The 13,806-nt window shown below is 65.7% G+C and carries 13 protein-coding genes; 6 read left to right on the top strand and 7 right to left on the bottom strand.

The window, feature by feature from the left end; all coding sequences use genetic code 11:
- Positions 1 to 11 precede the first annotated feature (11 nt).
- The 3 genes from N4S67_RS25925 to N4S67_RS25915 are packed head-to-tail and all read right to left on the bottom strand — an operon-like array spanning position 12 to position 2,886.
- Positions 12 to 1,007, bottom strand: coding sequence for an NAD-dependent epimerase/dehydratase family protein (locus N4S67_RS25925; RefSeq protein WP_260995919.1), 996 nt, complete (start codon positions 1,005 to 1,007; stop codon positions 12 to 14).
- 21 nt (positions 1,008 to 1,028) lie between these two features.
- The gene (locus tag N4S67_RS25920) at positions 1,029 to 1,796 is read right to left on the bottom strand and encodes an HAD family hydrolase (protein WP_260995918.1); all 768 of its coding nucleotides are present in this window, start codon (positions 1,794 to 1,796) and stop codon (positions 1,029 to 1,031) included.
- Positions 1,797 to 1,809: 13 nt separating this feature from the next.
- Positions 1,810 to 2,886, bottom strand: coding sequence for an NAD(P)H-dependent amine dehydrogenase family protein (locus N4S67_RS25915; RefSeq protein WP_260995917.1), 1,077 nt, complete (start codon positions 2,884 to 2,886; stop codon positions 1,810 to 1,812).
- Between the two features lie 78 nt (positions 2,887 to 2,964).
- Here N4S67_RS25915 and N4S67_RS25910 point away from each other — a divergent pair, with 78 nt between their 5' ends.
- Positions 2,965 to 3,699: a glucose 1-dehydrogenase gene (locus tag N4S67_RS25910; RefSeq protein ID WP_260995916.1), complete on the top strand. Its 735-nt coding sequence runs from the start codon at positions 2,965 to 2,967 to the stop codon at positions 3,697 to 3,699.
- A 62-nt stretch (positions 3,700 to 3,761) separates the two neighbouring features.
- Here the strand turns inward: N4S67_RS25910 and N4S67_RS25905 are convergent, their stop codons facing one another.
- The gene (locus N4S67_RS25905) at positions 3,762 to 4,148 is read right to left on the bottom strand and encodes a PaaI family thioesterase (RefSeq protein ID WP_260995915.1); all 387 of its coding nucleotides are present in this window, start codon (positions 4,146 to 4,148) and stop codon (positions 3,762 to 3,764) included.
- Positions 4,149 to 4,206: 58 nt separating this feature from the next.
- On the opposite strand from N4S67_RS25905, the gene N4S67_RS25900 reads away from it, so the two are divergent.
- Complete coding sequence (locus N4S67_RS25900; protein WP_260995914.1) at positions 4,207 to 5,478, top strand: competence/damage-inducible protein A; 1,272 nt, start codon at positions 4,207 to 4,209, stop codon at positions 5,476 to 5,478.
- A 32-nt stretch (positions 5,479 to 5,510) separates the two neighbouring features.
- Positions 5,511 to 6,224 carry a 2OG-Fe dioxygenase family protein gene (locus tag N4S67_RS25895; RefSeq protein ID WP_260995913.1) on the top strand — a complete coding sequence of 238 codons (714 nt, stop codon included), beginning with the start codon at positions 5,511 to 5,513 and terminating at the stop codon, positions 6,222 to 6,224.
- Here the strand turns inward: N4S67_RS25895 and N4S67_RS25890 are convergent.
- Positions 6,208 to 7,314 carry a carboxylate-amine ligase gene (locus N4S67_RS25890; RefSeq protein WP_260995912.1) on the bottom strand — a complete coding sequence of 369 codons (1,107 nt, stop codon included), beginning with the start codon at positions 7,312 to 7,314 and terminating at the stop codon, positions 6,208 to 6,210. The genes N4S67_RS25895 and N4S67_RS25890 overlap by 17 nt on opposite strands.
- A gap of 113 nt (positions 7,315 to 7,427) precedes the next feature.
- Between N4S67_RS25890 and N4S67_RS25885 the strand changes: the two genes are divergently transcribed.
- Positions 7,428 to 7,652 carry a hypothetical protein gene (locus N4S67_RS25885; protein WP_260995911.1) on the top strand — a complete coding sequence of 75 codons (225 nt, stop codon included), beginning with the start codon at positions 7,428 to 7,430 and terminating at the stop codon, positions 7,650 to 7,652.
- Between the two features lie 364 nt (positions 7,653 to 8,016).
- On the opposite strand, the gene N4S67_RS25880 is transcribed toward N4S67_RS25885, so the two are convergent.
- Positions 8,017 to 10,776: an ATP-binding protein gene (locus tag N4S67_RS25880; protein ID WP_260995910.1), complete on the bottom strand. Its 2,760-nt coding sequence runs from the start codon at positions 10,774 to 10,776 to the stop codon at positions 8,017 to 8,019.
- Positions 10,777 to 11,143: 367 nt separating this feature from the next.
- On the opposite strand from N4S67_RS25880, the gene N4S67_RS28090 reads away from it, so the two are divergent.
- Positions 11,144 to 11,473, top strand: a complete 330-nt coding sequence (locus tag N4S67_RS28090) for a hypothetical protein (protein ID WP_390893529.1) — start codon at positions 11,144 to 11,146, stop codon at positions 11,471 to 11,473.
- Positions 11,474 to 11,536: 63 nt separating this feature from the next.
- Here N4S67_RS28090 and N4S67_RS25870 read toward each other — a convergent pair whose 3' ends face one another.
- The gene (locus N4S67_RS25870) at positions 11,537 to 12,079 is read right to left on the bottom strand and encodes a DUF3558 domain-containing protein (protein WP_260995909.1); all 543 of its coding nucleotides are present in this window, start codon (positions 12,077 to 12,079) and stop codon (positions 11,537 to 11,539) included.
- A 659-nt stretch (positions 12,080 to 12,738) separates the two neighbouring features.
- Between N4S67_RS25870 and N4S67_RS25860 the strand changes: the two genes are divergently transcribed.
- Positions 12,739 to 13,803, top strand: coding sequence for a hypothetical protein (locus N4S67_RS25860; RefSeq protein WP_260995908.1), 1,065 nt, complete (start codon positions 12,739 to 12,741; stop codon positions 13,801 to 13,803).
- Positions 13,804 to 13,806: the final 3 nt, after the last annotated feature.

The raw sequence follows: 13,806 nt of genomic DNA, 5'->3' as shown, positions 1-13,806 counted from the left end.
TTCTCGCGAGTCTATGGGGATGGACGTGGTGAGAACAGCCCATCGTGGTAGGTGCTGCCGAGGTATTCCTTCGCACCGACGAGTGTCGACAGGGGAGTGCGCACCGAGTCGCTTTCGGCGACCATCGCGGCGACCGAGTCGAGGTCGAACGACGGCCGCCAGCCCAGCGTGTGCCGGGCTTGGGTATTGACGTACACGCGGTCGACACTGGCAGGGAACCGCCAGCCCCGCTGCGCCCACACCGCGGCGGCCCGTGGCACCCGACGGCGGAACACCGCCGCGGCGTCGGTGCGCAACTCGGCGAGATCCTCGCGCCGAAACGGTGTGGTGGCCGAGATGATGAAGCGGCCGAAGCCGAGTTCCGGTGCCTGTCGCGCGGCGAGCAGATGCGCGCTCACGACGTCGTCGAGCGCCACGCGCCGGTAGGCATATTCGTCGGCCTTCACGTTCTCGTCGTCGCGACCGTAATGGGCATCCGGAGAATCATCCATCTCCGGGAAGAACCGCGACGTGCGCAGGACGACACAGTTCAGGCCGTCGTTGCGTTGTGCCAAGTGGCACAGGTCCTCGGCGGCGGCCTTGGTGACCCCGTAGATGTTCTTGGGCACCGACGCCACCGAGTCGTCGATCCACGCTGCGGGCTCACCTGGTGGGGGGACGAGCGCATCGCCGAATACCGTTGTCGACGAGGTCATCACGAACGCGGCGACGCCGGCGGCCACGGCCTGCTCGAGAAGCGTCAGCGTGCCCGAGACGTTCGTGTCGACGAACGCCTGAGCCGGCTGGAACGCCACCTGCGGCTTGTGCAGGGTGGCCGTGTGCAGTACCACGTCCACTCCGGCCATGAGCTCACGCGTCAGACCGGCGTCGGTCACCGATCCCACGACATCGGTCCAGTCCGACGAACGGACATCGAGACCGATCGCGTCGACCTCGCGGCTGCGCAGCGTCCGCAAGAGCGCCTCGCCGAGATGTCCTGCGCTCCCGGTGACCAGCACACGTCTCATGGCATCGACTCTGTCAGACCGTCAGTCGTACCCGATCAACCGGCGGAACGACACGCGCTTGCGCGTTCCCGATCCCTCGACGCGCAGCACCGGCCAGCCGTGCTCGGCCGCCATCGCGGCGAGGCCCGACCGCGGGTTCACTGGACGTGGATTGCCGACCAGCGCCATCAGCACCGCGTCCTCGTCACCGTCGGCATAGAAGTAACTGCGCTGCAGCTCAACGCCGTTCGCCTCACAGAAGCGTTGCACCGCGGTGGACTTGTTGCGGCCCCAGATGATCGGCTTAGCGATCCGGCCTGTCAGCAACCCGGCGTCGTCGAGTTCGAAGTGGTTGCAGAGCACGTGGTTGATGCCGGTGAACCGGGCCACCGGTTCGGCGTGAATCGTCAGCGCCGAGCTGCTGAGCACGACCGTGTGGCCGCGCTCCTGGTGCGCCTGCACGATCTCGTGCATGTAGGGGAACACCCGCGCCGCGATCCGCTCGGCGAACAGGCGCTCACCGAGATCGTCGAGTTCGGCAAGTGATTCACCGTGGAGATAACCGGCCGCCCGGGTGAGTAACCGCTCGAACTGCATGCGGCCCAACCGGTATCGCAACGCGGCCTCCACGACGCCAAGCACCTCGCCGACGCGTGCCTGCCTGCGTCGGATCCGGTCGGCCGCGTGCGCGGTGGCGGTGAATCCGTCGACCAGTGTCCCGTCGAGGTCGAAGAACGCACCGACGCGGGGTCCGGCGGGACTCGCCGCGATCTCGGCGATCGGGTCCGGAGTCACCGGTTGCGCGTCCATAACGCGCTCCAGCCTACTGAGCGGCGTACAGCCCTTTTCCGGTGACGAGCGGCATGTCAAGAGTGGTGCGGATGCCGCGCGCTGCCGCGACGACGTCAGGGATGGCGTTGACGATGCGGCCTGCCGCCGCGAGGATCGCCGCGTAGTTGTGATCGCCGTTGCGGCTGGTCGGACAGATGTCCATCGTGTAGGACGGCTCGCCGGTGATCTCGACGCGGTAGGACCCGCCGGGCTGGGCGGGCTGGGCCCAGTCGGGGCGCAGGTCGCCCCGCAACCGGGTGACGTGTTCGACGACGATCGCCGGCTTGCCACCGACCATCCCCTCGATCTGGAACCGCACCGCCGCGACGGTGCCCTTCTTGATGGTGCCGACCGCCACGTCGAAGTCCTCCGGTGCCGGCTCCTGCTCGACGGAGTCCTTGATGTCGTCGACCTCGATCCCCAGCCCGGCGGCAAGCTGGCGGATCGCGGTTCCCCACGCGATGGACAGCACACCCGGCTGGTAGAGCATCGGAAGGTCGCCGATCTCGTTGCCGAAGCCCATCACCTCGAACATCACGGTCGCGCCGTCGTACGTCGCGTAGTCGGCGATCTCCATGGTGCGGATCTGCTCGATGCTCTGGCAGGTCCCCGCGAGCGCAAACGGCAGCAGATCGGTCGCGAACCCCGGATCGACGCCGGTGAAGAAGACCGTCGAATCACCCTCGCGCGCAGCCTCTTCGACACGCTGGATGTACTTGTCCGGGATCACCTGCCACGGATACTGCAGCACGCCGAGCCCGGAGCCGACGACGTCGATCCCCGCGGCAAGGATTTTGCGCACGTCGGCCATGGCGTCGCGCAGCCGGGTGTCACCCATCGCGCAGTACACGACGCAGTCCGGCTTGGCGGCGATGATGCCGTCGAGATCGTTGACCGCAGTGATGCCGGTGGTCACTCCGAGCCCGGCCAGTTCACCCGCGTCCTTGCCGACCTTGGCGGCAGAGGAGACCCACACGCCGGTCAGGTCGAACCGCGCATCCTCGACGAGTTGCCTGAGCGCGAGGCTGCCGCAGTTGCCGGTTCCGATGAGCGCCGCACGAATAGCCATGGCCAGCAGTATGCGTGCTGCACATCGAAATTGGAACAAGTTCTAGTTTCCCAAATCCGTGCGGTAGCCTGACGCCCCATGGGACGTGTGGACGGAAAAGTGGCACTGATCAGTGGCGGCGCGCAGGGGATCGGCGCCGCGGATGCGCGGGCGCTGGTGGCCGAGGGCGGCAAGGTCGTGATCGGTGACATCCTCGACGAGAAGGGCAAGGCCCTGGCCGACGAGATCGGGAACGCTGCACGCTACGTCCACCTCGACGTCACCCAGGCCGACCAGTGGGAGGCCGCTGTCGCCACCGCGGTAAGCGAGTTCGGCAAGCTCAACGTCCTGGTCAACAACGCAGGGACGGTGGCGTTGGGCCAGATCGGTCAGTTCGACATGGCCAAGTGGCAGAAGGTCATCGACGTCAACCTCACCGGAACATTCCTCGGCATGCAGGCATCGGTGGAGGCGATGAAGGCCGCGGGGGGCGGCTCGATCATCAACGTCTCATCGATTGAAGGTCTGCGTGGCGCGGTCATGGTGCATCCCTACGTGGCGTCGAAATGGGCCGTGCGCGGGCTCACCAAATCCGCGGCACTCGAGCTCGGTCCCCACAACATTCGGGTCAACTCGGTGCACCCGGGCTTCATCCGGACCCCGATGACCAAGCACTTCCCCGACAACATGCTCCGGATCCCGCTGGGCCGTCCGGGTCAGCCCGAAGAGGTCGCGACCTTCGTGGTGTTCTTGGCCAGTGACGAATCGCGGTACTCGACCGGAGCAGAGTTCGTCATGGACGGCGGCCTGGTCAACGACGTGCCGCACAAGTAGCCGCGCAGCGGAACGTCCGCACCGTCGACTTCGACTATGCCGCAACGGCTTCAGCGTGCCCGTCAGTCGATAGCGGCGAAGTTGACGGTGGCCGTGGCACCGACTTCGTCGTCGTTGCCGCGGTAGATGTCGACCTGCACGACAACCGATCGCTTGCCCTGTCGCAGGATCCGGGCGACGGCGCGGGCGGGCCCGATTTTGATCGGCCGCAGATAGCGGATGAACAGGTCGGTGGTCGCGATCGCGTGACCGAACGGGGTGGCTCGCGCGGCGAGTTGCCCGGCGGTGACGTCGGCCATGGTGGCGATCAGCCCGCCCTGCAGTCCGCCGGCGGTGTTGGTGGTCCGCTCGTCGACCGGCATCACCATCACCACGGTGTCATCGTCAGACGGTGCCTCGGTCAGGCCCAGCTGATCGAACAGCTCCCGTAACGACCTCGGCGCAGTCACGGAGAACGACATTACCGGGCTGCGGCATCCGCGTCCGCGGTGCGTAGTGTCGTACGTCGTGAGCGCACGCGCGGGCATCGTGGTGACAGGGACCGAGGTCCTCACGGGCCGGGTGCAGGACCGCAACGGGCCATGGCTGGCCGATCGGCTCCTGGAACTGGGCGTCGAACTCGCCCACATCACGATCTGCGGCGACCGGCCCGAAGACATCGAAGCGCAGCTGCGGTTCCTGGCCGGTGAGGGCGTGGACTTGATCGTCACCAGTGGTGGCCTCGGTCCGACCGCGGACGACATGACCGTCGCGGTCGTGGCCCGATTCTGCGGCCGAGAGTTGGTGCTGGACAACGTTCTCGAAGACAAGATTGCCGCCATCATCGAACGGCTGATGGCGCGGTTCCCGAACGTCGATGCCGAGGCGATGCGCGCGTCGAACCGAAAGCAGGCTCTCGTCCCGGCCGGCGCGCACATCATCGACCCGGTGGGCACCGCGCCGGGCGTCGTGGTCCCCGGCACGCCGACGGTCGTCGTGCTGCCCGGGCCGCCACGCGAGCTGCAGCCCATGTGGCCGTCGGCCCTCGAGACGCCTGCGGTGCAGGAGGCGATCGCGGGTCGCACGACGTACCGCCAGGAAATGGTCCGGATGTTCGGACTGCCCGAGTCCGGCCTGGCCGAGACCCTGCGCGACGCCGAGAAGGACGTCGACGGGTTCGAGCGACTCGAGATCACCACCTGTCTGCGCAGGGGTGAACTCGAGGTGGTCACCCGCTACGAACCCGACGCGGCGGAGGTCTACACGAACCTGATGTCGCTGCTGCGTGAGCGGCACGGCCACGACATGTTCTCCGAGGACGGCACGACCGTCGACGAACAGGTCGCCCGATTGCTCACCGGGCGGCGCATCGCCACCGCGGAATCGTGCACCGCGGGACTGGTCGCGGCCCGGCTGACCGACCTCGCCGGATCGTCGGCCTACGTCGCCGGCGGTGTGGTCGCCTACGCCAACGCGGCCAAGACCGACCTGCTCGGGGTCGACCCCGCGCTGCTCGACGCCCACGGAGCGGTGTCTGAGCCGGTGGCGCAGGCCATGGCCGACGGCGCACTGCGCCGCTTCGGCGCCGACACCGCGGTCGCGACCACCGGCATCGCCGGGCCGGGCGGCGGGTCCGAGGACAAGCCCGTGGGCACGGTGTGCTTCTGCGTGAAGCGCGCCGACGGCCCAACCGTTGTGCGAACCATGCGGTTGCCGGGCAATCGGGCCGACGTGCGGGAGCGCTCCACGACCGTGGCCATGCACCTGCTTCGGCGCACGCTCGCCGGTTCACCGGTTTAACCGCGTCGCCTGGCAGGTACCCATGCGATGCTATGACCACCGCGTACGTCGGCAGCGCGGCTCAGCGCTTGCGTACTGTCGGCACTTACCTGATGCGGCCCGCCGAACTGAACGGCACGCTCGGCATCGACGCAGGCGCGTGGCAACTCTTCGGTCGACACTGGAACGAGTTGGCACCTGATGTCTACGCCGCCGAGTTGGGCACCAGACGGCTGCGCCGCTACGGACACTTCCGCTTCACCGCCGCCGACGGAGGTCTGGAACCGCTTCCGCACGGCGCCTTCGTGCAGCCCGATAATTCCAACCCGCTTTACATCGAACGTGACCGTCACTTCGAACCGCTGACCGAGGAGTTCGTCGACGACCCTGTCCTGCAGAGCCTTCTGTCCCTGCTGGGACAACTGGCCACGGCGCTCGACGACGTCGAACGATGGAGCGTGAAAGTCACCCCGTTCCGGGTGCTCGCCTCGGCGGGCGACGCCGGCCAACCCACACCTGAGGGACTGCATCGCGACGGCGTCACGCTGGTCAGCTCGCTGCTCGTCAGTCGCGACAATGCGGTAGGCGGTGAGAGTTCGGTGTTCAGCGCGAACGGCCGACACCTGTTGTCGGCCATACTCGAGACGCCCGGCACGCTGCTGCTGGGAGACGACCGCAAGACCCTGCACGGCGTCTCACCGATCCGTCCGCGAGATGCCGCCCGGCCCGCGCGGCGCGACGTCCTCGTCATCACGTTCGCGCCGTAAGCGCCACCAGGTCGTCCACCACATCGGCGACGATGCCGCGACGCGCGACGGAAGCGCGCTGCAGTTCAGCACCCGTGCCTCGGGCGGCGAGGCGGTCCAAGAACGCAGACACGGTCGACGTGTCCCCGCAGGTTTCCAGCGCGGGAGCAATGTACTCGACCAGCCGAGCGGCCTGCGCGGGCGCGGACAGAGTATGCCCGGTCAGCGCGTCCACCCCGGCACCGGACCAGCCGTCGCGGGCCGCCCGCCAGTACGCGGCTCGGAGAATTTCACTGCTCAGCCGGGGGCCGGGATCACCGGCGCTGGCCTTCGCGGTGGCCGTGAGCACCAGCGCCCTGGTCAACACGGCCAACGCGACTGTGTCCTCGACGTCGGCGGGAACGTCCATGGTCCGGATCTCCAGGGTCGGCAGTCGCGGGTTCAGCCGGACATCCCAGAACGGCAGGGACGCGTCGAGCATCGCGCCCGAATCCGCGGCGGCGGCTGCGAGTTGTTCGTGATGGGCCAGCGATTCGGCATACGGCGGCGGACCCAGGCAGGGAAAACGGCTTCTGATCACAGCGCGCCAGTCGGCGTATCCGGTATCGCTGCCGTGGTGAAACGGCGAGTTCGCGCTCAACGCGATGAGGAGGGGCAGCCACGGCCTCATGTGGTTGCCGACCCGCACGGCCAATTCACGATCGGGCAGATGGACGTGGATGTGCATCGAGTTCACCGCGAAGTCGTCGAGCATTGCGCGGTACTGCTCGCGCCCGGCGCGGTACCGCGGATGATCACCGAGCGGGGGAGGGCTGTCAGCGGCGAGGACCGGCGTGCCGGAGGCGCAGAGCAGCACGCCTTCGGTCACGGCTGCGTCGATGGCAGTGGCGCGCAGCCACCTCAGTTCGGCGAGCAACCGATGCGCGTCCCCGCACGGCCGTGTCTTCACCTCGATCTGGTGCTCGGTGAACTCCCCGGAAACCTGGTCGCCCAGTTGGACCGCGGCGCGGGTCACCACCTTGTCCGCAGCCGGATGCGGCAGCCGGCTCTCGGGGTCGAGCAGGAAATGCTCCTCCTCGACGCCGATCGTCGGAACGGCGAACGCGGTCACGGCCGGGCGGCGGTCCGAAACGCCTGGGGCTCGAGTTCGATCATCGGCACATCCTTTCGCAGGCTCGCGTCGCGGATCGGATAACGTACCGGGCGACCCAGGAGGAGTACCCCATGACTGCAACCGTCCAGCGCGAGGAGCTATCCGAGCTCGCCATGCAGGCCGGATGGCACCGCAGAGACGCCGACCGCACCGACTACTACACGCGGAGTCCCGTGCGCGTTCACGTGATCTGGCAGGGATCCGACGCGATCAGCGGCGGTGCGCTCTACCACGACGACACTCTCATGGCCTACACCAGAGACCTGGCCACCGTCGCGGGCTGGCTGAAACGCTGATCAGCTGCATCGGGGGACTTTCTACGATTCACTCCAGAACCGAGCGTCGACGGCCGCGGTGAGACGCTGAGCTGGACATCCGGCCTGTCGACACACCTCTGCTACCGATTTTTCGGAGGCGGAACCGAACACGGCCAGGACGATTTCGTCATTGGGTACAGCGAGCGTCGCGAGTAGATGCACATGTGACCCGCCGGCGGAAATGTATTCGGCACACTGAATCAGCCGCGCGATGCTGAGTTCGAGCGGCTCATTGGCGATAGCGGGCCGGTACCACTCAACAAGAAAGTTGGGAAGTGCCGGCCCGTCAGTGCCCATGGCGCCACACTAAGACAACGGCGCGCTCAGTGAATCGGGTGTTTCCCTACCCATCAGCCCTCTCCATGATCCGTCCGAGCTCGGCTCGAGAGCGGATGTTGAGCTTTCGGTAGATTCGAGACAGGTTGGCCTCGACTGTCTTTGGGCTGATGAACAGGACGGCCGCCATCTCCCGGTTCGTGACGCCCGAGGCGGCCAGCTCGGCGACGCGCTGCTCTGAGGCGGTCAGTTCGGCCTGCGTCCGGACCCCACTGGCTCGCTTGAGCTCGCTACGGGCTCGGTCGGCCCACAGCGGCGTGGCCAATTCCTCGAAAGCCGCTAAGGCCTCCCGCAACGTTGCCGATGCAGCCTCCCGCTTGCGTTGCCGACGCTGAATCTGACCGACCAACAACTGTGTGCGCGCGCGTTCGAACGGCATTGGCAGCCGAGCATGATGAATCATCGCCGTCTGAACGACTTCGTACGCCGCATCGACGTCGCCGTAAGCAGCCAGCAACATCGCTCGACACCGAGCACCCACGGCCAGCATCCACGCGCGATCGAGCCGAGCCCCGTTTTGTTCCAACAAGCTCACGAGCGGCTCTGCGTCGGCGAGTCGACCCAGCGCAACAAGGGATTCGACGGCGTCGGGGACGAACGATGCGGCCGGGATTTCCGTCGCTCTCGGCGCTGCATCGAGATTGGACAGTAGAGGTGCGACGGCGCCCAACGCGGCATCGTAATTGCCCAGTGACACCTCCAGGAAACCTAGCGTCGTGATCGTCCAGACTACCAAAAGGCTTGCGCTGCAACGCTGGCTGGCCGCGAGCGCTTCGCTCGTGGCGCGGCGAGCCTGATTCTCTTGACCGGCGTAGGCAGCCAAGGCGGCCCGTATCGTCATCGCAACGAACATGGGGACGTCACCACCCAACTGCAGGGCCCGTTCCATGGTGTCCTCGGCAATCAGCGCGGCGTCGGTGAAGTTGCCTCGCCAGATCGCGACCAGAACGGTATGAACTGCGACAAACATCAGTTCGTTCTCTTCGCCACGCTCCATGCAGCGCCGCCGAATGGACGCCAACTCGTGGTGAGCCCGGTCGAGCTGTCCAGTCCAGCCCAGCAGCATGGCGTTTTGCATCCTTGGACGGAAAGCCATAGGGATGTCCGCGTCTTGGTCGTCCAAATCCACTGCGCGCGCCAGGCTGGCCGTATCGAGGCCGTCGCCCCGCAGGAACCAAAGGGTTGCCCGCATGCTGAGGGCCTGACTGAGCGGATGCGGCTGACCCAGCCGTTCTGCATGCGCAACTGCGTCTTCGATACTGCCCGTGGCCGCACCGAAACGACCAGCGTTGTACCTGGCGTAGGACAACGTGATCAACAGCCGCGTCCGGAGCGCAAGATCGCCTCCCGCCTCGTCGAGCGCACGCGTCAGCACGTCGACCGCCTCTGCGAAACCGTCGTCGAAAAGATGAACGAAACCGAGCAGGCTTGACGCCTCGGCCCGCAACGTGGCGGGCTCAAGGCGCTCGATGGTGTCCAGGAGCAGGACACGGGCTCGTTCGGTGTCACCCGCATTGAAGTGGTAAGCAGCCGAACGTATTCGCCGTTGCGGCGTGTCCCCGCCAAGTCCGATCGCGAGTCCGAGGAGTTCGGCCGCGGCGGCCGGGGCTCCTCGCTTGCGCGCCAACTCTGCTGCCGTGTCCAAAGCGCTCAATGTGTGCTGATCACCGGTTGCGGCGGCCAGTGCCAGATGCCTGGCCTTGAGCTCAGGCTCCTCGGCGACAGCGGCCAGGCGTCGGTGCATTGCGCGGCGGCGGGCCGCGGTGGTGTCGCTGTAGACGCCCCGGGTCAGAAGGGGATGGCTGAAACGAACACGGTGGCCGCGGATTTCGACGATTCCCTTGTTCTCTGCGTCCTCCAGGACCGCCAGGATGCGTTCGGCGTCGGCGTTGTTGGCCTGTGCTATCGCCTCGACTGTGGGATCGGCCAGGCACGCTGCGGCAAGGAGGACTTCCCGAGCACTGACAGACAACGCGCCGATCCTGGCCCGCACCAACGCAGCGAGGCTGGTCGGCAGTGATGCTTCGCCGTCGGCGCCTTGTTCATCCATCGACCGCGCGATCTCAATGGCGTAGAACGGGTTGCCCCCGGAGACATCGAAGATTCGGGTCATCTTCGGACGGGAGAAAGAGCGCCCGACCCGCTCTGTCAACACCGCGTGCAATGCACCGACGCTCAGCGGGCCCACACGAATGCGGTTCAGCGCGTCTGGTCGACGCAATTCGAGCCCCGGTTCGAAATGGTGATTGTTGGGACCGGTGCGCACCGTCGCGAGGAACGCGACTGGGCCGGTGAGTCGTCGTGCGGCCGACGAGACGACGAGCGCACTGGGCGAATCGAGCCACTGCAGATCGTCGATTCCCACAAACACCGGTGACGCTTCGGCGAGGCGCTCCACAACGGACACAAAGCCTGCAGCCGCGGCGCGCTGATCGGTCACCGGGCCATCGACGCCGACTCGCGACAACACCCGGCCGACCGCAAGTCGCTGCGGTGGCGGCAGATCCGCCAGGACGGCTTCGTCTACCGCCTCCAATAAACCGGCCAAAGACGAATAGGCCAAGGCTGATTCCGTCGGCGCCGCACGCGTCGACAACACCCGAAATCCGAGCTCGCGCGCCCGTTCAAGAGCCGCCAACCACAGGGTGGTCTTGCCGATACCCGCCTCGCCCTCCACCGTCAGCGCCGAGGGGCCCGACGAAACCGAGGCGAGAAGGTTCTCAATCGCCGCCGACTCCGCCCGACGGCTTACCACCCGTGTCGGCATGAACGAATATTGGCAGTCACCCGATTGCATGTCTAGCGCTGTCGCTAACTTCCGTCACGGGCAAAGATGCAGCGTGAGCCGCAGATTGTTGATCTGGTTTCGAGCGCTGCAACGCTCGGCATCGATGAGGCACGGTTCGCATGCAGTCACCTTCATCGGGTCGCACAGCGACCGCATGCGTAGCCCACTACTCGACTTACGCACCTGGCCAGCGAACATCGCTATTCGTCGGCCTTGCCCATGATCCGTCCGAGCTCGGCTCGAGAGCGGATGTTGAGCTTCCGGTAGATTCGAGACAGGTTGGCCTCGACTGTCTTTGGGCTGCTAAGGCCTCCCGCAACGTTGTCGATGCAGCCTCCCGCTTGCGTTGCCGACGCTGAATCTGACCGACCAACAACTGTGTGCGCGCGCGTTCGAACGGCATTGGCAGCCGAGCATGATGAATCATCGCCGTCTGAACGACTTCGTACGCCGCATCGACGTCGCCGTAAGCAGCCAGCAACATCGCTCGACACCGAGCACCCACGGCCAGCATCCACGCGCGATCGAGCCGAGCCCCGTTTTGTTCCAACAAGTGGATCATCCTGTCGAGAATGGCGATGAGCGGCGCCAGCGTATGTACCGCAGCCTCATAGTTTCCCAGCGATACCTCGAGGAAGCCCAAGGTGGTGATCGGCCACTCGGCCAATCGGTGTGAATCACAGCGCTGACCCGCCGCCAACGCCTCTGCGGACTGGCTGCGTTTTTCGCATTGATGCGGTTACTGCGGTATCTGCGGCCCGATCTTTCTCGCCAGCTCGACGGCGGCGGTATCCGCTTCATCGCCTGCCATGCTGAGCACGGCGACCTGCACCATGTTCAACCGGCTACCCGCGACGAACTCAACCACCCCGTTGCCCAGGAAGCGCATTCCGTCAGGGCCGGGCGTGCCCAGTTCGGGGAAGCCGGGTTCGGGGGGTGGAAGAGTGTTGTTCACGGCGGTGTTCGAACTTCCGATCTCCACTGAGATCGACTCGTAGGAGGAAGGGTTCTCCCAGATGCATCCCGGAAGTCGAGGATCGCTGGTCGTCGACTTTCCCTCGACGTGGACACCGAGCATCGTGGCGATGTCCTCTGCTGAGACAAGCGCGCAGGCATCGATCTCCGTCGCGGTTCCCGAAGCATCCGAAGCGACAGCAGTCCCCGCCGGACGACTCACCGCGACGCTGTCCCCTCCACTGCCGGCCCCGCACGCCGTCAGCGCGAAGCACGCCGCGGCGATCATCAGCACCCGGCCCACGCCGCGGTCTGTCTGTTTGAACACTGGTGGTCCTTTCCGTCATCAGAACTAGGTGAAGCCCAACCCGCCGCAGCGCGTTTCCTGAATGCCATCACCGATCACGCCGCCATGGGTCGCGGTGGTCTTGTCACCAAAAGTGAAGTCAGCAAAGCCCAGATTGAAACACCTTGCTGAACGTCGCCGCCGGCGTGCGCGTCCGGGCTTGCGAACTCGGCGTTGGTCTCCGGGACGAAGACCGGCTGCGAGGTGAACGATGCCTGCGGAGAGAACGCAGAGGTGATGCTGTGATGATCGGCCACCGCGCGCTGCAGACCTACGATGGGGTCCCCGCCGCCCATCACACCCCCGCGGGCGCGGCTGAAGCGGTGAACATGATGAAGTCGATCAGAGGTGTTATCGGAGTTGTCATTTGGATGCCTTTCGAGTGCGGTGGTTCGAAGAGCGCAATGCCCCAGCGGCTCGCCGAGCGGGGGTTCTGATCTTCATCCCGCGACGGTATTTGTCAGGCATCGTTGTTGAATCGGGTGTTTCCCTACGATTCGTTTTTCCTCGAAAAAGGTTTAGCCAGGTGGCTGGTCCTGGCTCGGATGTTCGGGAGAAAGTTAGGGAAACACCCGATTCAACGGTTTCGTTGACGTCGTAGCGTCAAAGCTAACCAGCAACCCCCTCACGGGAAGGCGCACATGGATTCTGCTGAACGCCTGTCGCGATTGGCTGTCCTCGCCCTGCTGTGCGTGACGGCCGTTGGCTGCGGTGACAGCATGAACGACATGCCGGCGTTGGGCGCGAGCGCGGAACCGAACGCACGCGGCGGTCTGTTCAGTCGTGCGCAGCCCTGGACGGCTGACGTGTCTGGTGCCGCCAAGTCCGACCGCAGCGATGCAATCATCCGGTCGCTCAACGACCTAGGCGGATGGGGCGGCGGGAATAGATTCCAGACCGACTTCTCCATCCCGGTATTCTTCGCCGACAGCAGCACGCCGCGGTTGCAAGTGGTCGGTGCCGAACAGTACTGCTTTGGCGGGCCCGACTGCGATGAGGTGCCGGCGCAGATGCCGGTCCCGGCGGGCGCCAACTTCGAAGGCTCCTCAGATCTGACCTGCGATATCTCCGGCAGCATCGAAACTCAGGGTGACTGCCACCTGCTCGTCGTCGAACAGGAGGAGGGCAAGCTTTATGAGGTCTACCAGGGCACCGCGACGGACGACATCATCACCGCCGTGGGTTTCTTCGTCTGGGACCTCGACAAGTCGTACCCTGACACCCTGCGTGGTGAACAGTGCACCAGCGCCGACGCCGCAGGCTTCCCGATCGCCGCGCTCACCCCAACGGCCGACGAAGTCGCCTCCGGCACAATAAATCACGCGCTGCGCTTCATCCTGCCCAACGATCGGATAAAGGAAGCCGTTTACGTAGCTCCAGCCACTCACGCGGGCGGTCCGGAGAGCACCGACGTCAATGCGCCTCCCTACGGTGTCCGATTCCGGCTGAAGCCCGACTTCGACGAATCGGGCTACACGGATCCGCAGAAGGTCGTCCTCACGGCGCTCAAGACGCATGGCATGCTGCTCTCAGACGGCGGCGAGATCCCGTTGACATTCGCCGACGATCGCACCAGCTCCGCCAAATGGGCCGACCTCGGAATCGATTCAAATTCCTTTAGCGACATCACCGTCGATCAGTTTGAGGTTGTCGAACTTGGACCCGAAATTGAGCTGACCTACGAGTGCGTGCGCAGCGACGAATGAACC

Origin of the sequence: Mycobacterium deserti, assembly GCF_025345615.1 — a bacterium.
Taxonomy (GTDB): domain Bacteria; phylum Actinomycetota; class Actinomycetes; order Mycobacteriales; family Mycobacteriaceae; genus Mycobacterium; species Mycobacterium deserti.
The sequence above is the reverse complement of the archived record's forward strand: the minus strand, read 5'-3'. Positions and strand labels throughout refer to the sequence as shown.